This is a genomic window from Streptomyces sp. NBC_01454 (genome assembly GCF_036227565.1).
GTDB lineage: Bacteria > Actinomycetota > Actinomycetes > Streptomycetales > Streptomycetaceae > Streptomyces.
Map to the genome: position 1 here is coordinate 6,141,025 of NZ_CP109460.1, position 17,709 is coordinate 6,158,733.

Below are 17,709 nucleotides of genomic sequence, written 5' to 3' on the forward strand. Positions count from 1 at the left end.
GAGCAGCCGGCGCTGAAGGTCATGGTGGTCGACGACCACCCGATGTGGCGCGACGCGGTCGCCCGGGATCTGGCGGAGGCCGGGTTCGAGGTCGTGGCGACGGCCGGGGACGGCCTCCAGGCGGTGCGCAGGGCGCAGGCCGCGGCGCCCGATGTGCTGGTCCTCGACCTCAATCTGCCGGGGCTGCCCGGCGTGCGGGTGTGCAAGGAACTGGTCGGCGCCCGCCCGGCGCTGCGGGTGCTGGTGCTGTCCGCGAGCGGTGAGCACGCCGATGTGCTGGAGGCGGTCAAGTCCGGGGCGACGGGCTATCTGCTGAAGTCGGCGAGCACCCAGGAACTGCTGGACGCGGTGCGGCGCACGGCCGCCGGCGATGCGGTGTTCACCCCGGGCCTGGCCGGTCTGGTGCTGGGCGAGTACCGCCGGCTGGCGGCCGAACCGGCCCCCGCGGCGCCGGACGAGCCGGGCGCACCGCAGCTGACGGACCGGGAGACCGAGGTGCTGCGCCTGGTCGCCAAGGGGCTCTCGTACAAGCAGATCGCCGAGCGGCTGGTCATCTCGCACCGCACGGTGCAAAACCACGTCCAGAACACCCTCGGCAAGCTCCAGTTGCACAATCGCGTGGAGCTGGTGCGCTATGCCATCGAGCGCGGCCTCGACGAGGCGTGACCGGCGCGGACACCGGCCGGACCGGCCGCCCCCCGGAGGGAGCCGCTCGTACGGGTGAACGCCTCTCCCCAACTGCCCGTAAAATCACCGGCATCACCGTTTGCCCCATTCCTGAGTGACCCAGATCACCATTAGCGTGACCGGCGTCGGATCGAAGACGGCCGTGCGCGGCCACTGACGGGATGTAGGTGAAGCAGCGATGCGGGTCGGAGTACTGACCGGCGGCGGCGACTGCCCCGGTCTGAACGCGGTGATCAGGGGCATCGTCCGCAAGGGCACCCAGGAGTACGGATATGACTTCGTCGGCTTCCGGGACGGCTGGCGCGGGCCCATGGAGGGCGACACCGTGCCGCTGGACATCCCGGCGGTGCGCGGCATCCTGCCCCGCGGCGGCACGGTCCTCGGTTCCTCACGGACCAACCCCTTCAAGGAGAACGACGGCGTCCGCCGGATCAGGGAGACGCTCGCCAAGGAAGAGGTCGAGGCCCTGATCGCGATCGGCGGCGAGGACACCCTCGGCGTCGCCGCCCGGCTCCACGGGGAGCACGCGATCCCCTGTGTCGGCGTCCCCAAGACCATCGACAACGACCTGTCGGCCACGGACTACACCTTCGGCTTCGACACCGCCGTCGGCGTCGCCACCGAGGCCATCGACCGGCTGCACACCACCGCCGAATCCCATATGCGGGTACTGGTCGTCGAGGTGATGGGCCGGCACGCGGGCTGGATCGCGCTGCACTCGGGCCTCGCCGGCGGGGCGAACGTCATCCTGATCCCGGAGCAGCGCTTCGACATCGAGCAGGTCTGCCGGTGGATCGAGTCCCGCTTCAAGGTCCGCTACGCCCCGATCGTGGTCGTCGCCGAGGGCGCGATGCCCAAGGACGGCCAGATGGTGCTCAAGGACGACTCCACCGACTCCTTCGGGCATGTCCGGCTCTCGGGCGTGGGGGAGTGGCTGGCCAAGGAGATCGAGGCACGGACCGGCAAGGAGGCCCGTACCACGGTCCTCGGGCACACCCAGCGCGGCGGTACCCCCAGTGCCTTCGACCGCTGGCTGGCCACCCGCTTCGGGCTGCACGCCATCGACGCGGTGCGCGACGGCGACTTCGGCATGATGGTCGCGCTGCGCGGTACGGACATCGTCCGGGTGCCGATCGCGGAGGCGACCGCCCGGCTGAAGACCGTCGATCCGGCGCTCTACGCCGAGGTCGGGGTCTTCTTCGGCTGAACGGGGCCGCTGTCCACCCCCGCCGGCCGCGCCCGACCCGCCCGCTCCGGGCGGCACCGCCGGGCGGCGGGCCGTATATTCGCCCTTACGCGACATATCCGGCCGCTCGCCCGCAGGTGGGTGGCGGCCGGCCGGCGCACGGACCCGGGAGAGCTCAGTGGAGATCGTCGCCTTCGGTGTGCAGACGGACGAGCGGCCGATCCTGGAGCGGGCCTTCGCCGGCCGGCACCAGATCCGCAGCCTGGACGTCACCCTCAACCGCGACACCGCTCCCATCGCCCACGGCTACGAGATCGTCAGCGCGGGCGTCACCGCCGACCTGGGCGCGGACGTGCTGCAGACCCTCGCGGCCGGCGGGACGAAAATGATCGCCCAGCGCGCCACGGGCTTCAACAATGTCGACCTGCAGGCCGCGGCCGACCTGGGAATGAGCGTCGGCCGGGTCTCCCGCTACTCGCCGTACGCGGTCGCCGAATTCGCCTGGGGCCTCGCGCTGGCCGTCAACCGGCGGCTCCTCATGGCCGGCCACCGCACCCGTACCTTCGACTTCCGGCTGGACGGCCTGATGGGCCGTGATCTGCGCGGCCGGACGGCGGGCGTGCTCGGCACCGGCCGGATCGGCGAGGCGTTCGCCGAGATCGCCCACGGCTTCGGGATGCGCCTGCTGGGCTGGGACCTCGCCGCGAACCCGCGGTGCGCCGAGCTGGGCATGGAGTACGTCTCCCAGGAGCGGCTGTTCGCCGAGGCGGATCTGATCACCCTGCACGTCCCGCTGGTGGCGGCCACCCGGCATCTCGTCGACGCCGACGCGCTGGCCGCGATGAAGGACGACGCGATCCTGGTCAACTCCAGCCGCGGCGGACTCGTCGACACCGCGGCCCTCGTCGACACGCTCAAGGCCGGCCGGCTCACCGGCGTCGCCCTCGACGTCTACGAGGAGGAGGCCGCCTACTTCTACGCCGACAAGTCCCTGGACGTCATCGGCGACGACACCCTCGCCCGCCTGATGACCTTCTCGAACGTGCTGGTCACCTCGCACCAGGCGTACTTCACCGAGGAGGCGGTGGGCCAGATCGTCGAGGCCACCGTGGCCAACGTCGCGGACTATCTGGCCCACCGCACCAACGCGAACATGCTGGTCACACGAGGACAGCTGCCAGCAGTTGCGCGGTGATGGCCGCGCCGTCCAGGGTCAGCACCGACTCGGGGTGGAACTGCACGCCCGCGAAGCCCGGACCGCGCAGCGCGTGCACCTCACCGGTCCCGGCGTCCCGGCTCAACTCGACGCGGTGCATGGCGAGTTCGGCTGCCGTGGTGTCGTCGCAGCGGGCCGTGAAGGTGTTGTAGAAGCCGACCGTCTCCTGGCGGCCGAAGAAGTCGATCCGCTCCTGCGCGCCCTGGAAGGGCACCTCCTTGCGGACGACCTCCAACCCCAGCTCCGCGGCGAGCAGTTCATGCCCGAGGCACACCCCCAGCAGGCCGTGCCGGTGCTCCGCGACGAGCTCGGCGGTGAGCGACCGCAGCAGGCGCATCTTGGGGTCGGCGGCATCGGAGGGATCGCCCGGCCCCGGGCCCAGCACGACCGGGCCCCGGTGCGCACGGGCAGCTTCGCGCAGCCCCGGCTCGTCGAAGCGCCGCACGGTGACCGCCAGCCCCGAGGTGCGCAGCAGATGCGCCAGCATCGCGGTGAAGGTGTCCTCCGCGTCGATGACCAGGGCCTCGCCGCTCAGCTCGGCGATCGGCGCGGTGGTCTGCATCCGCAGCCAGAACGGCGCGAGGTCGGCGCGGCGGGCGTCCAGCGCGGCCTGCACCCGCGGGTCGTCGGCCAGCCGCGGCGGCTTCCCCCCGTCCGCTGGCCGCGCGGGCGCCGGCGCCACTCCCAGGGCGCTGAGCACCCCCGCGGCCTTGGCATGCGTCTCGGCGACCTCGCTGTACGGGTCGGAGGCGCGCACCAGCGTGGCGCCGACCGGCACCCGCAGCCGGCCGCCGGCCGAGATGTCGGCGGTACGGATCAGGATCGGGGAGTCCAGCGTCCGGGCGCAGGCGCCCTCGCCCGGCCCGTCGCCCGGGGCCCGCCCGATCAGCGCCAGCGCGCCCGCGTAGTAGCCGCGGCCCCGCCCGTCGGAGTCCACCGGCTCGTGCCGCTCGATGACCCGGCAGGCGTTCTGCACCGGCGACCCGGTGACCGTCGCCGCGAACATCGTCTCCTTGAGCACCTCGCGCACATCGAGGGTGGACCGGCCGCGCAGCTCGTATTCGGTGTGCGCGAGATGCGCCATCTCCTTGAGCCGGGGGCCGACGACCACCCCGCCCCGGTCGCCCACCGTGCACATCATCTTCAGCTCCTCGTCCACCACCATGGACAGCTCCTCGACCTCCTTGCGGTCGCCGAGGAACGTCAGCAGGCTCTCGGCCGTCGGGCCGCCCTGCGGGTAGCGGTAGGTGCCGCTGATGGGGTTCATCACGACCGTGCCCCCGGACATCCGCACATGCACCTCGGGGCTGGCGCCGACCAGTGTGTGCACCCCCGGGCGGTGCACCACATACGTCCAGTACGCGCCGCGCTCACCGGCCAGCAGCCGCCGGAACAGGGCCAGCGCGTCGGCCGCCGAGAAGTCCGCGATCTCGCCCTGGAAGGTCCGGCGGATGACGAAGTTCGCGCCCTCACCCGTGCCGATCTCGTCCCGCACCACCCGCCCGACGATCTCGGCGTAGGCGTCGTCGTCCACGTCGAACGCCCCGCCGGTCACCCGCACGTCCCGCGCGGGCAGCGCCGCCAGCATCTCGTCGAGGGGCACCTCGGCGCTCTCGCGGGGCCGCAGCACGGCCAGCGGGGTGCCGTCGTCGTGGACGTGGAAGCCGCGCTCGCGGATCTGCCGGAACGGGATCAGCGCGAGCGCGTCGGTCACCGGCGCTTCCGGCACCCCCTCGCCCAGCGGGATGTCGGCCAGCCGCCCGACCTCGGTGACCTCGCCCATCAGCACCTCGACGGTGCTGCCGTCCCGCCCCGGACAGCGGCGGCGCAACAGGGCGAACGGCGGGCAGGCGGGGTCGAGCAGCCGGCGGACGAGGGCGGCGGCGGTGCGGGCGTCAGGCTCGCGGTGCATGGCGGGAGTTCCTTCCAGGAGTGGAGGAACGGCCGCCGGAAAAGGCTGAAGGCCGCCCCTCGGGCGGCCTTCGCGGAGTGTGTGGTGTGCGCGCGAAATCAGTGGGCCGCCGGATGAGCGGTCCACCACCAGTTCATGTTCATGGCCGGGTGCGCGTACACGCCGGTCACCCTACCGGACGCCCCGCGGCCCCTGCCGGGCGTGAGCCGGCGCGTCTCACACTCCGGGCGGGGTACGGGACGCTCGGCGGGACCCCGTAATGTTGGCTTTGTGACCGTGAACGCTGAAACCCACGCCGGTGGCCACACCTGGCGAGACCTGCCCGCGGCGCAGCAGCCTGACTGGCCGGACCAAGAGGCTCTGCGCGATGTGATCGCGGAGCTCGAGTCCTATCCGCCGCTCGTCTTCGCGGGCGAGTGCGACCAGCTGCGCGAGCGCCTGGCGGCAGTCGCCCGTGGTGAGGCGTTCCTGCTGCAGGGTGGCGACTGCGCGGAGGCCTTCGACGCCGTCTCCGCCGAGCACATCCGCAACAAGCTCAAGACGCTCCTCCAGATGGGCGCCGTCCTGACCTACGCCGGGTCCGTCCCGGTGGTCAAGGTCGGCCGGATCGCCGGCCAGTACAGCAAGCCGCGCTCCAAGCCCACCGAGACCCGCGACGGGGTGACGCTGCCGACCTACCGCGGCGACTCCGTCAACGGCTTCGAGTTCACCGAGGCGGCCCGGATCCCGGACCCCGAGCGGCTCAAGCGGATGTACCACGCCTCCGCGGCGACCCTGAACCTCGTGCGCGCCTTCACCACCGGCGGCTACGCCGACCTGCGTCAGGTGCACGCCTGGAACCAGGACTTCGTGAAGTCCTCGCCCTCCGGACAGCGCTACGAGGCGCTGGCCCGCGAGATCGACCGCGCGATGAACTTCATGAACGCCTGCGGGGTGGACCCGGAGGAGTTCCGCACCGTCGAGTTCTACGCCTCCCACGAGGCGCTGGTCCTCGACTACGAGTCGGCGCTGACCAGGGTCGACTCCCGCACCGGCCGGCTCTACGACGTCTCGGGGCACATGCTCTGGATCGGCGAGCGCACCCGTCAGCTCGACGGTGCGCACATCGAGTTCGCCGCGCAGGTGCGCAACCCCATCGGCGTCAAGCTCGGCCCGACGACGACGCCCGAGGACGCGCTGACGCTGATCGAGCGGCTCGACCCGGAGCGTGAGCCGGGCCGGCTGACCTTCATCACCCGCATGGGAGCGGACAAGGTCCGCGACAAGCTCCCCGAGCTGGTCGAGAAGGTCACCGCCTCCGGCGCCCAGGTCGCCTGGATCTGCGACCCGATGCACGGCAACACCTTCGAGGCGGCCTCCGGTCACAAGACCCGGCGCTTCGACGACGTGCTGGACGAGGTCAAGGGCTTCTTCGAGGTCCACAAGAGCCTCGGCACGCACCCGGGCGGCATCCACGTCGAGCTGACCGGTGACGACGTCACCGAGTGCGTGGGCGGCGGCGACGAGATCTTCGTCGACGACCTTCACCAGCGCTACGAGACCGCCTGCGACCCGCGGCTCAACCGCAGCCAGTCGCTCGACCTGGCGTTCCTGGTGGCGGAGATGTACCGCGACCAGTGAGCCGGTGGGCCGCTGACCTGCACTGACGGTCAGGGACAACAGAATGGTGGGGCGCGGATCCTGTGATCCGCGCCCCATCGCGTTGTGCAGCCCCTGCCGTGCCAGGTAAGGTAAGGGTAACCTCACTCAAGATCAGCCGGATCGATGAGGTTCCCTTCCGGAGGTGACCCCCGCGTGTACGTCTGCTCTTGCTTCGGCATCACCGAGCAGCAGGTCCGCGACCACGCGGACACCGGCGCCTGCACGCCCCGTCAGATCGCCTCCGCCTGTAAGGCCGGCACCGACTGCGGCAACTGCGTACGCCGCATCCAGGCCCTGCTGGGCCGGGGCGACTGCCCCCGCCGGGAACTCATCGACAGCGGTGCGCCCGAGCCGCTGGGCGCGGTGGCGGGCGCAGTGGGGCCCGCGGCGCTCTCGGAGGCCGCCTAGCCCTCGTGGGCCGCGGCACGCCCGGGGTGAGGGGGATCGTCCCCTGCCGTCCGGGCGGTGGTCGCAGCGCCTCGGCCCGCTCGCTCAGCTCGGCTGCTCGATGAGCTGGGCGAGGTAGAGCGCTTCCCCGAGTTTCTCGACCAGTTCCAGCTGGGTGTCGAGATAGTCGATGTGATGCTCCTCGTCCGCGAGGATGGACTCGAAGATATTCGCCGAGGTGATGTCGCCCTTGGTGCGCATGAGCTCGATTCCGCGCTTGAGCCGGTCGATCGCCTCGACCTCGACCTGCCGGTCGGCCTGGAACATCTCGGTGACGGTCTGACCGACCCGCACATGGAAGAGCCGCTGATAATTCGGCAGACCTTCGAGGAAGAGAATCCGGTCCGTCAGGATCTCCGCGTGCTTCATCTCGTCGAAGGACTCGGAGCGGGTGTACGCCGCGAGCTTGGTCCAGCCGAAGTTCTCCTGCATCTTGGCGTGCAGGAAGTACTGATTGATCGCGGTCAGCTCGGCGGTCAGCTGCTCGTTGAGGAATTCGATGACCTCGGGGTCGCCCTGCATGGCTGCGGGCTCCTTCCACGCGAGAACTGGGCAGGTGCCGCGCATCCTCGCACCGCCCGGAGCGGGGCGTCCAGTAAGTGCATGCTTAGTGCGAGTTGTCCCGATCTCTCCCATCCCTGGTCATCGGCACCCCCGCCGGTCTGACACCATGGAGGGCATGGGTCAGCCGGAAAGCCGCGAAGGGGAGCATCCCCAGCTGCCTCCGGGGCAGCGGCTGCAGCGGGGCTGGCCGGTGACGCATTACGGGCCGGTCCCGAAGTTCCGCCCTGAACGCTGGGAGTTCCGGGCGTTCGGGGCCACCGCCGACGGTGCGAAGCACTGCTGGTCACACGAGGAATTCACGGCGCTGCCCTACACCACGGTCGTCGCCGATATGCACTGCGTGACGAAATTCAGCATGCTGGGAGCCGAATGGGGCGGGGTGCACACCAAGACCATTCTTGATCTTGCACCGCCCGCGTCCGATGTCACCCATGTGATGGTGTGGGCCGAGTACGGCTTCAGCTCGAATCTGCGGATCGAGGATTTCGCCGGGGAGAACTGCCTCTTCGCCACCCATCACTCGGGAGAACTCCTCACCGCGGAGCACGGCTTCCCGGCCCGCCTGATCGTGCCGCATCTTTACGCCTGGAAAGGCCCCAAGTGGGTTCGCGGTATCGAATACATGCGGGCCGACCGCCGCGGCTTCTGGGAGGAGCGCGGCTACCACAACCTGGGTGACCCCTGGCGGGAGCAGCGCCACTCGTACCAGGAAGAGCCCGGGGACGGCCCCGAGCTCTGATCCCGTCCGCAGCCGGGCGCCGGGTCAGTGCCCGCGCAGCTCCTTGAGGCGGGCCACGTCCGCCGCGTGCCCCTCCTTGCCGCCGGGCGTCTCGACGACCAGCGGGACGCCGGCCGTCGCGGGATGGCCGAACAGCTCCCCGAACGGCTCCGCGCCGATGTGACCCGCGCCGATGTTCTCGTGCCTGTCCTTGTGGGCGCCGGCCACGTCCTTGGAGTCATTGGCGTGGATCAGCTTCAGCCGGCCCTCGCCGGTGACCTCCACCAGCTCGTCCAGCAGGGCCTTCGTCCCGCCCGGCGCCGCCATGTCGTGCCCGGCCGCGAACGCGTGGCAGGTGTCGAGGCACACCCCCAGCCTGGGGTGCCGGTCCAGCGCCTCGAAGTACGGGCCGAGGTCCTCGGCCATGGCGCACAGCGACGCGCCCTGCCCGGCCGTCGGCTCCAGCAGCAGCCAGGGGTCGTCCGGCCGCGTCAGCTCGTCGAGCAACGGCCGCATCCGCTCCCTGACCTGCGCCATCGCCACCTCCCGCGGCCGACCGCCGGTCGCCGAGCCGGTGTGCACGACCACCCCGAGCGCCCCGATCTCCCGGGCGCGGCGCAGCGAGTGGCGCAGCGAGGTCACGGACCGCTCGACCGTGGCCTCGGTGTGCGACCCGAAGTTGATCAGATACGGGGCATGGACATAGACGGGAATCCGCTCCTCGGCACAGGCCGCCCGGAACGCCTCGTCCTGCTGCGGGTCGCCGGGCGTCGTCGCCCAGCCGCGCGGATTGGCCACGAAGACCTGGACGACCTCGTCGCCCATCTCCCGGGCGTACGGCAGGCCGGTCTTCGCCAGGCCGCCGGCCACCGGAACATGGCCGCCGACCGGATTGCGTGCACGGGCGCGCCGCGCGGCGCCCTGGGGGGAAGTACTCACCCCCTCAGGGTGCCAGGTGTCCGGCGGCCGCCCGTCCGCCGGACGGCCGCGGAGCCGCCCTTCCTACAGCCCGCCCTTGAGTTCGATGGTGATCGAGCCGCCCTTCGGTGCCTTCTTCCCGGCCTCGACGGACTGGGAGTCGACCGTGTCCTGCGGGAAGAAGAACGGCTTCTTCACCTCGACCTGGAAGCCCAGATCGGTCAGCTGCTTCTTGGCGTCGTCGACGTTCTTGCCGGTCACGTCCGGGACGGGGATCATCTCCGGGCCCTTGGACAGCGTCAGGGTGATGGTGTCGCCCTTGCCGCCCCGGCTGCCCTCGGCCGGGTTCTGGCGGGCGACGGTGCCCTTGTCCTGCGTGGAGAAGACCGGCTGGTCGGCGAAGCGCACCTGGAAGCCGGCCGCGCGCAGCGTGGCCGCGGCGTCCGCGCGCTCGCTGCCGAGAACCCCCGGCACGTCGGCCGCGGCGCCCCGGCTGACGGTCAGCCCCACCGCGGTGTCGGGCCGCCGCTTGCTGCCCGAGGCCGGGTCCGTGCGGATCACCGAGCCCTTGGCGACCTCCTCGTCGAACGCGCGGTTCACGGTGCCCGGAATCAGCCCCCGGTCGCGCAGCTTCCGCTTGGCGTCGGCGACCGGGGTGCCGGAAAGGTCGGGGACGGTGACGATGTCCGGGCCCCGGGAAATGGTGAGGGTGACCGTGCCGGTGCCGCGGATCCGCTTGCCGTTCGCCGGATCGGTCTTCATGACGTGGCCGCGGTCCACGTTCGCACTGAAGCCGCGCACCACCTTCACGCCCAGGCCGTCGTCCCGCAGCGTCTTCTCGGCCTTGGCCTGCGGCATGTCCAGCACCGCGGGCACGGTGGTGAACTGGCCGGAGTTGATGTACCAGACGCCCGTGCCCAGCCCCAGGACCAGCAGCACGGCCGCGACGACGGTCAGCAGCCGCCGGCGCCGCGGCAGCCCGCGGCCCCCCGGCGTACCGGGCTCGTCCGCCACCGGCCGCAGCCGGGTGGTCCGCTCCTCCGGCGGCACCTCCAGCCGGCTGGTGCGGTGCAGCTCCGCCTCGCCGGCCCCCGGCACCACGCCGTCCGGCCGGGGTATCACGTCCGTCCGCTCCGAGCCGTCGCCGCCCGCGGGCACCTCCTTGGCCTGCGGCGGCACGATGTCCAGCTGGGCCTCGGTCAGCTGCGCGCGGGCCTCCTGCCCCCGGGACAGCAGCGCCACCGCGTCCTGCGGGCGGTGCTGCGGATCACGGGCACAGGCCATCGCGACCAGCGCGTCCAGCTGCGGTGCCAGCCCGGGCACCAGCCCGGACGGCGGCAGGATGTCCTCGTGCAGATGCTGGTAGAGGATCTGCGCCACGGAGCCGCCGGTGTGCGGCTTGGCGCCGGTCAGCATCTCGTAGAGCACCACACCGCAGGCGTAGACATCGACCCGGGCGTCCGCGGTGCCGTGCTCCATCTGCTCGGGCGCGAGATAGGAGACGGTCCCCAGGACGGAGCCCGTCGAGGCGGTGGTGTGCGTGTCGACCGCGCGCACCAGCCCGAAGTCGGCGACCTTGACCCGGCCGTCGTCGCCGATCAGGACGTTCTCCGGCTTCATGTCGCGGTGCACCAGCCCGGCGCGGTGCGCGGCCCCCAGCGCCGCCAGGATCGGCTCCAGGATGTCCAGAGCGGCCCGCGGCTGCAGGGCGCCCCGCTCGCGCAGCACGTCACGCAGCGTGCAGCCGGCGACGTACTCCATCGCCAGGTAGACGTACGTGCCGTCCGTGCCCTGGTCGAAGACGCCCACCACATTGGGGTGCGACAGCCGCGCCACCGACTTCGCCTCGCGGATGAAGCGGTCGACGAACGCCCCGTCCGTGGCCAGACTCGGGTGCATCACCTTCAGCGCGAGGACGCGGTCCAGCCGGGTGTCCATGGCCTGGTAGACCGTGGCCATGCCGCCGGCGGCGATGCGCGCCTGGATGCGGTAGCGGCCGTCGAGCAGCTGGCCCACGAGCGGGTCCTGAAGGGTCGTATCCACGGCAGACGAGTCTACGAGCAACATCCGCGAGCTCGAACTCGGCGCCCGCCCCGGCCCGGACTGCAGCCGAACGGTGACAGGCGAAACGCCGGTGGGAGAGCCGGACTCCCGGGGGCGGGCCCCTCAGAACGCCGGACGCTCCGGATCCAGCTCCGCCCGGCCCTCCGTGGGCGAGGACGCCAGCGCGAAGTGGCGGCGCGGGATCCGGCCCGCGCGGTGCGCCAGCCGCCCCGCCTCGACCGCGTGCCGCATCGCGTGCGCCATCAGCTCCGGCTCCTGCGCACGGGTCACCGCGGACGCCAGCATCACCGCCGCACAGCCCAGCTCCATGGCCAGCGCGGCGTCCGAGGCGGTGCCCGCGCCGGCGTCCAGGATCACCGGGACCCCGGCCCGCTCGGTGATCAGCTGGAAGTTGTGCGGATTGCGGATGCCCAGCCCGGAGCCGATCGGCGAGCCCAGCGGCATGATCGCGGCGCAGCCCGCCTCCTCCAGCCGGCGGGCCAGCACCGGATCGTCGTTCGTGTACGGCAGCACCGTGAAACCGTCGTCCACCAGGGTCTCGGCGGCATCGAGCAGCTCCACCGGGTCGGGCAGCAGGGTGCGCTCGTCCGCGACGACCTCCAGCTTGACCCAGTCGGTGCCGAGCGCCTCCCGGGCGAGCCGGGCGGTGAGCACCGCCTCGCCCGCGGTGAAGCAGCCCGCGGTGTTCGGCAGCACCCGGATGTGGTGCCGCTCCAGCACGGACAGCACCGAGCCGTGCACGGTCGGATCCAGCCGCCGCATGGCGACCGTGGTCAGCTCCGTCCCCGACGCGAGCAGCGCCCGCTCCATGACGTCGAGGCTGGGCGCGCCGCCGGTGCCCATGATCAGCCGGGAGCCGAAGGTGACGCCGCCGAGGGTGAACGGGTCGGGGGCCGCGGCGGAGGCGGTGTCCGGCGCGGCGGGAGCCGTGTCCCCGGGGGAGGTGAGGTCGGTCATGTCTGCGGATCAGCCTCCCTGGACCGCGGTGAGCACCTCGACGCGGTCGCCGTCGCCGAGCGCGGTGGTGGGCCACTGGGTGCGCGGCACCACGAGGTCGTTGACCGCCGCGGCCACCCCGGCGGACGCCGCGGTCAGCGTCGCGACCAGCCGGTCGAGGGTGAGTCCGCCGGCGATCTCGCGGGCCTCGCCGTTGACGGACACGGACACGGTGGGGGCGCTCATACGGGCTGCTCCTGGAGGGCACGGGTACGCGTGGGCCCCGGGACGCCGGGGGAGAAGCGCGCGGGGGAGAAGGGGCGGGCGACATCCGGCAGGCTCCCGGTGGCCAGCGACTCGGCCATCGCGTCACCGGTGACCGGCGTCAGCAGCACCCCGTTGCGGAAGTGACCGCAGGCCAGCTGCAGTCCGGGCAGCTCGGTCGGCCCGAGCAGCGGGGCGTTGTCGGGGGAGCCGGGGCGCAGCCCGGCGCAGGTCTCGACGAGCGGCAGCTCGGTGATGCCCGGGACCAGCTCGTGGGCGTCGCGCAGCAGCTCGTAGACGCCGCCCGCGGTCACGGTGGTGTCCCAGCCCAGCTCCTCGCTGGTGGCGCCCACCACCAGCTCGCCGCTCGCCCGCGGCACCAGATAGAGCGGCCCGCCGCGCACGACGGCGCGTACGGTGCGCGACAGGAACGGGGGGCTGCCGGCCGGCAGGTCCGGCATCCGCAGCCGCAGCACCTGGCCCTTGACGGGCCGCACCGGCGGCAGCACCCCGGCGGGGACGCCGGCCAGCCGGCCGCTCTCGCTGCCCGCGGCCAGCACGACCTGACCGGCCGCCAGCCGTGTCCCGTCGGCGAGTTCGGCGCCGGTGGCCCGTCCGCCCTCGACCGTCAGCCGGGCGGCGCGGCCGCGGTGGAAGACCACGCCGGCCCGCTCGCAGGCGACCAGCAGGGCGCTCGCCAGCCGGCGCGGATCGACCTGGTGGTCGCCGTCCACCCGCAGCCCGCCGCGCACCCCGGGAGCCAGCATCGGCTCCAGCCGGCGGCACTCGCGCCCGGTCAGCCACTGCGAGTCCAGCCCCGAGCGGGTCTGCAGGGCGTGCAGCTCGCGCAGGTGGGCGCGGTCGTCGGCGTCCAGCGCGACGGCCAGGGTGCCGCACCGCCGGTAGCCGATCTGCATCCCGGCGGCCTCCTCCAGCTCCCGGACGAACCCGGGGTAGCGCCGTGCCGAGTCCAGATTGAGTCCCAGCAGGGTCTGCTCGCCGTAGTGGAGTTCGGTGACCGCGGCCAGCATGCCGGCCGCGACCCGGGCCGCGCCGCCCCCGGGCGCGGGATCGGCCACCGCGACGCCCATCCCGCGGGCGGCCGCCCGCCAGGCGGTGACCAGGCCGATGATGCCGCCGCCGAGCACGAGGACATCGGGGCGCACGGCGGACGGCCGCGACGGCGCGCCAGAGGGTGTGGCAGTTGATGGCATGGGCTTCCAGCCCCTCCCTTCGCCGGCATGACCCGGATCAGGTACGGACGGTCGGAGGCCGGCCAGCCTCCCTCTCAGCCCGGTGCGTCCGGGCTCCCGCGAGTGCGTGTATCCGTCACCCTAGTACGGGGCCGCGACGCGCCGTAAGGCGCCGCCCCCGGTGCGCCGATCGGCCCGCATACCCCACCGGGCGGCTGTGACGCTGTGTCAGAGATCTCCTTGCGCGCTGCTGCGGACGGCCGCACCCGCCGTCCTAGAGTGATCGGGTGAGTGAGCAGAGCAAGTCCTCCCAGGCCCCTGACCGCACGCCGCGCGTCGTGATCGTCGGCGCGGGAATCGCGGGCGTGCAGACCGCGGTCGCCCTGCGCGAACAGGGCTGGCGCAGCGCCATCACGCTCCTCGGCGACGAGCCCCACCAGCCCTACGACCGCCCGCCGCTGTCCAAGGCGGTGCTGCTGGGCAAGGCCGAGGGCTCCGCCTTCGACGTCGACTTCGCCGCGCTCGGCATCGACCTCCACCTCGACCGCCCGGTCACCGCCCTGACGCCGCAGGCCCGCCAGGTCGAGACGGCCGACGGCCCGGTCCCCTACGACTACGCGGTCCTCGCGACCGGCGCCGCCCCCATCATGCTGCCCGGCAGCGAGGGGCTGCCCGGCGTCCATCTGCTGCGCACCCTCGACGACGCCGAGCGGCTGCGCCCGGTGCTCGCCGCCCAGCACGAGATCGTGGTCGTCGGGGCCGGCTGGATCGGCGCCGAGTTCGCGACCGCCGCCCGCGAGGCCGGCTGCGCGGTCACCGTCGTCGAGGCCGCCGACCGCCCGCTGGCCGGTGCGCTGCCGCCCGAGGTCGCCCGCCACATGACCGGCTGGTACGCGGATGCCGGCGCCGAGCTGCGCACCGGCGCCCGGGTCGCGTCGGTCACCCCGGGCGCGGTCACCCTTCAGGACGGCACGACACTGCCCGCCGATGCCGTCGTCGTCGGGATCGGCGCCCGGCCCGCGACCGGCTGGCTGGCCGGCTCGGGCGTCGAGGTGTCGCCGCAGGACGGCTCCGTGGTGGCCGACAGCCGGCTGCGCACCTCCGTGCCCGATGTCTACGCGGTCGGCGACTGTGCCTCCTTCCCGTCGGCCCGCTACGGCAGCCGGCTGCTGATCCACCACTGGGACAACGCCCTCCAGGGCCCCCGCACGGTCGCCGAGAACATCGTCCGCGGCGGCACGGAAGGGCTGGTCTACGACCCCGTCCCGTACTTCTGGTCGGAGCAGTTCGGCCGCTTCGTGCAGTACGCGGGCCACCACGTCGACGCCGATGAACTGGTCTGGCGCGGTGACCCGGCCGGGGCCGCCTGGTCGGTGATCTGGCTGCGGGAGGGCCGGCTCGTCGCCCTGCTGGCTGTGGGGCGCCCGCGCGATCTGGCCCAGGGGCGCAAGCTCATCGAGCGGGGGGTCACCCTGGACCGGGAGCGGGCCGCGAACGCGTCCGTACCGCTGAAGGCCGCGGCGCTGTAGCGGGGCCGCCGGACGGTCGCCGACGGGCAGCCGGCCGTCACCCTCCGGTGTGCAGCAGACCCCTGACGGCGATGCCCGGCTTCCGGCTGTCAGTGCGAGGTGGCACGCTTGTCCTGTGACCGAGATTGACGCAAACATCGATGGACTCGTCCCCGCCTGGCTCACCCTCCCCGACATCGCCGAACAGTTCGGCGTCGAGGTGACGCGCGTCCGGCAGCTGGTCAAGGAGGGCCAGCTGATCGCGGTGCGCCGCGGCGAGAACAGGGCGCTGCACGTGCCCGCCGATTTCATCAAGGACGACAAAGTGGTCAAGGGCCTCGTCGGCACCCTCACCCTGCTGAGGGACGACGGCTTCACCGACGAGGAGATGCTGGAGTGGCTGTTCACCCCGGATGAGACCCTGCCCGGCACGCCGGCCCAGGCGCTGCGCGAGAATCGCGGCACGGAGGTGAAGCGCCGGGCCCAGGCGCTCGCCGTCTGACGCACCCGCCGCGGCGCGCTCCCGTCCCGCAACCGCACCAGCATCCGTAACCACATCCGCGGGGTGTACGGACCGGAAGGACCGGCCCGTACACCCCCGACCCGGGGGGAAGCCGCCCGATGACCACCGCACGACAGGCCCTCGCCGACGCCCGGCTCTACCTGTGCACGGACGCCCGCACCCGGCAGGGCGACCTCCCGCAGTTCCTGGACGCGGTGCTCGCCTCCGGCGTGGACATCGTCCAGCTGCGGGACAAGGGCATGGAGGCCGGCGAGGAGCTCCGGCATCTGGAGGTCTTCGCGGACGCCTGCCGGCGGCACGGCAAGCTGCTCGCGGTCAACGACCGGGCGGACATCGCCCATGCGGCCGGCAGCGCGGTGCTCCATCTCGGCCAGGGCGATCTGCCGGTCCCGGCCGCCCGCGCCCTGCTGGGCCCCGAGGTCCTCATCGGCCGCTCCACCCACGCCGAGGCCGAGGTGGACGCGGCCCTCGACGAGCCCGGCGTGGACTACTTCTGCACGGGCCCCTGCTGGCCCACCCCCACCAAGCCGGGCCGCCACGCACCCGGCCTCGACCTGGTCCGTTACGCCGCGGCCCGCGCCCCCGAGCGCCCCTGGTTCGCGATCGGCGGGATCGACGCCGGAAACCTGGACGAGGTGCTGACGGCGGGCGCCCGCCGGATCGTGGTGGTCCGCGCGCTCACGGAGGCGGACGACCCGGGGGCGGCGGCCGCGGACCTCGCCAAGCGCATCCGGACCCGGGACGCCTAGCCGTCCTGTCGGCCGGGCCACTTGCGGGGCCGGGGCACCGGCCCCGCCCCTGCGGCCGGAGTGACCTCGATCACCCCGGGCGTCGGTGCCCGCGGACCGGCCGCCTCCTCCGCGGCGCGGAGCGTGGTGCCGCCGGCGGAAGGTTTTCCGACATCCCGGCGACCGGAAAATGTCCAACCAGTGGACACGAACCGTACCAACCAGGCATAACGCCGATCACGGTTGGTGTGTGCCCGGCCGGTGGTTAACCTGCCGGTATGGCCCTAGGTACAGCTTCCACCAGGACTGATCGCGCACGGACGGTGCGCGACCTGCTTGCCTCCGGTAAGCAGTCATACTCGTTCGAGTTCGCCGCCCCCAAGACGGAGAAGGGCGAGCGGACCCTGTGGAACGCCATTCGCCGCATCGAGGCCGTCTCGCCGACCTTCGTCTCGGTGACGTACGGCGCCGGCGGCACCTCCCGTGACGGCACGGTGCGCGCCACCGAGCGCATCGCCACCGACACCACCCTGACCCCGGTCGCCCATCTGACCGCGGTCAACCACTCCACCGCGGACCTGCGCAACATCATCGGCCAGTACGCCGGCGCCGGGATCCGCAACATGCTCGCGCTGCGCGGAGACCCGCCCGGTGACCCGATGGGCGAGTGGGTCAGGCACCCCGACGGCGTCACCTACGCCGCCGATCTGGTCCGCCTCATCAAGGAGTCCGGCGACTTCTGCGTCGGCGTCGCCGCCTTCCCCGAGATGCATCCGCGCTCGGCGGACTGGGACTCGGATGTGGCGCACTTCGTCGACAAGTGCCGGGCCGGGGCGGACTTCGCCATCACCCAGATGTTCTTCTATCCCGAGGACTATTTCCGGCTGCGGGACCGGGTGACGGCCGCGGGTTGCTCCACGCCGATCATTCCGGAGATCATGCCGGTGACGAACGTGCGCCAGATCGAGCGGTTCGCTCAGCTCAGCAACGCGGCATTCCCGCCCGAACTTGCCGAGCGCATCCTCGCCGTCAAGGACGACCCGGCGGCGGTACGCTCCATTGGGATCGAGTACGCAACGGACCTGTGCGCACGCTTGATGGCCGAGGATGTTCCCGGGTTGCACTTCATTACCCTGAACCACTCCACGGCGACCCTGGAAATCTACGAGAATCTGGGGCTGCACCAGCAGTCCTGATCACGGTG

The 17,709-nt window shown here is 72.5% G+C and carries 17 protein-coding genes and 1 riboswitch; of the genes, 10 read left to right on the forward strand and 7 right to left on the reverse strand.

Going from position 1 to position 17,709, the window contains the following annotated elements; genetic code table 11:
- The first annotated feature begins 21 nt into the window (after window positions 1-21).
- The 3 genes from OIU81_RS27165 to OIU81_RS27175 all read left to right on the forward strand — a co-directional run bounded on the left by OIU81_RS27165 (window position 22) and on the right by OIU81_RS27175 (window position 3,068).
- Window positions 22-666, forward strand: coding sequence for a response regulator (locus tag OIU81_RS27165; RefSeq protein WP_443074168.1), 645 nt, complete (start codon window positions 22-24; stop codon window positions 664-666).
- A gap of 199 nt (window positions 667-865) precedes the next feature.
- Window positions 866-1,894, forward strand: coding sequence for a 6-phosphofructokinase (locus tag OIU81_RS27170; RefSeq protein ID WP_329151896.1), 1,029 nt, complete (start codon window positions 866-868; stop codon window positions 1,892-1,894).
- A gap of 157 nt (window positions 1,895-2,051) precedes the next feature.
- The gene (locus OIU81_RS27175) at window positions 2,052-3,068 is read left to right on the forward strand and encodes a 2-hydroxyacid dehydrogenase (protein ID WP_329151897.1); all 1,017 of its coding nucleotides are present in this window, start codon (window positions 2,052-2,054) and stop codon (window positions 3,066-3,068) included.
- Here the strand turns inward: OIU81_RS27175 and OIU81_RS27180 are convergent.
- Window positions 3,034-5,001: an anthranilate synthase family protein gene (locus OIU81_RS27180; RefSeq protein ID WP_329151898.1), complete on the reverse strand. Its 1,968-nt coding sequence runs from the start codon at window positions 4,999-5,001 to the stop codon at window positions 3,034-3,036. The genes OIU81_RS27175 and OIU81_RS27180 overlap by 35 nt on opposite strands.
- A gap of 276 nt (window positions 5,002-5,277) precedes the next feature.
- Between OIU81_RS27180 and OIU81_RS27185 the strand changes: the two genes are divergently transcribed.
- Complete coding sequence (locus OIU81_RS27185) at window positions 5,278-6,621, forward strand: class II 3-deoxy-7-phosphoheptulonate synthase (protein WP_329155386.1); 1,344 nt, start codon at window positions 5,278-5,280, stop codon at window positions 6,619-6,621.
- 174 nt (window positions 6,622-6,795) lie between these two features.
- Window positions 6,796-7,050 carry a (2Fe-2S)-binding protein gene (locus OIU81_RS27190; RefSeq protein ID WP_329151900.1) on the forward strand — a complete coding sequence of 85 codons (255 nt, stop codon included), beginning with the start codon at window positions 6,796-6,798 and terminating at the stop codon, window positions 7,048-7,050.
- A gap of 84 nt (window positions 7,051-7,134) precedes the next feature.
- Here OIU81_RS27190 and bfr read toward each other — a convergent pair whose 3' ends face one another.
- Window positions 7,135-7,611, reverse strand: a complete 477-nt coding sequence (gene bfr, locus OIU81_RS27195) for a bacterioferritin (RefSeq protein WP_329151902.1) — start codon at window positions 7,609-7,611, stop codon at window positions 7,135-7,137.
- A 148-nt stretch (window positions 7,612-7,759) separates the two neighbouring features.
- Here bfr and OIU81_RS27200 point away from each other — a divergent pair, with 148 nt between their 5' ends.
- Window positions 7,760-8,392, forward strand: a complete 633-nt coding sequence (locus tag OIU81_RS27200; protein ID WP_329151904.1) for a sulfite oxidase-like oxidoreductase — start codon at window positions 7,760-7,762, stop codon at window positions 8,390-8,392.
- Between the two features lie 24 nt (window positions 8,393-8,416).
- On the opposite strand, the gene OIU81_RS27205 is transcribed toward OIU81_RS27200, so the two are convergent.
- From OIU81_RS27205 to thiO, 5 genes are all read right to left on the reverse strand, one after another.
- Complete coding sequence (locus OIU81_RS27205) at window positions 8,417-9,310, reverse strand: deoxyribonuclease IV (protein WP_329151907.1); 894 nt, start codon at window positions 9,308-9,310, stop codon at window positions 8,417-8,419.
- A 63-nt stretch (window positions 9,311-9,373) separates the two neighbouring features.
- Complete coding sequence (pknB, locus tag OIU81_RS27210) at window positions 9,374-11,332, reverse strand: Stk1 family PASTA domain-containing Ser/Thr kinase (RefSeq protein ID WP_329151909.1); 1,959 nt, start codon at window positions 11,330-11,332, stop codon at window positions 9,374-9,376.
- A gap of 123 nt (window positions 11,333-11,455) precedes the next feature.
- Window positions 11,456-12,310, reverse strand: coding sequence for a thiazole synthase (locus OIU81_RS27215; RefSeq protein ID WP_329151911.1), 855 nt, complete (start codon window positions 12,308-12,310; stop codon window positions 11,456-11,458).
- 9 nt (window positions 12,311-12,319) lie between these two features.
- Window positions 12,320-12,535 carry a sulfur carrier protein ThiS gene (thiS, locus tag OIU81_RS27220; protein WP_329151913.1) on the reverse strand — a complete coding sequence of 72 codons (216 nt, stop codon included), beginning with the start codon at window positions 12,533-12,535 and terminating at the stop codon, window positions 12,320-12,322.
- Window positions 12,532-13,767, reverse strand: coding sequence for a glycine oxidase ThiO (thiO, locus tag OIU81_RS27225; RefSeq protein ID WP_329151916.1), 1,236 nt, complete (start codon window positions 13,765-13,767; stop codon window positions 12,532-12,534). The genes thiS and thiO overlap by 4 nt, the downstream gene beginning before the upstream one ends.
- Window positions 13,765-13,877: riboswitch (TPP riboswitch) on the reverse strand. It overlaps the preceding gene by 3 nt.
- A gap of 156 nt (window positions 13,878-14,033) precedes the next feature.
- Here thiO and OIU81_RS27230 point away from each other — a divergent pair.
- From OIU81_RS27230 to metF, 4 genes are all read left to right on the forward strand, one after another.
- Window positions 14,034-15,275 (forward strand): NAD(P)/FAD-dependent oxidoreductase, encoded by a 1,242-nt coding sequence (locus OIU81_RS27230; protein WP_329151918.1) that lies wholly within the window; start codon window positions 14,034-14,036, stop codon window positions 15,273-15,275.
- A gap of 115 nt (window positions 15,276-15,390) precedes the next feature.
- The gene (locus OIU81_RS27235) at window positions 15,391-15,756 is read left to right on the forward strand and encodes an Rv2175c family DNA-binding protein (RefSeq protein WP_329151920.1); all 366 of its coding nucleotides are present in this window, start codon (window positions 15,391-15,393) and stop codon (window positions 15,754-15,756) included.
- Between the two features lie 119 nt (window positions 15,757-15,875).
- Window positions 15,876-16,526 carry a thiamine phosphate synthase gene (gene thiE / locus OIU81_RS27240; RefSeq protein WP_329151922.1) on the forward strand — a complete coding sequence of 217 codons (651 nt, stop codon included), beginning with the start codon at window positions 15,876-15,878 and terminating at the stop codon, window positions 16,524-16,526.
- Between the two features lie 257 nt (window positions 16,527-16,783).
- A complete protein-coding gene (metF, locus tag OIU81_RS27245; protein ID WP_329151923.1) occupies window positions 16,784-17,701 on the forward strand; it encodes a methylenetetrahydrofolate reductase [NAD(P)H] in 918 nt (305 codons plus the stop codon).
- The last annotated feature ends 8 nt before the right edge of the window (window positions 17,702-17,709 follow it).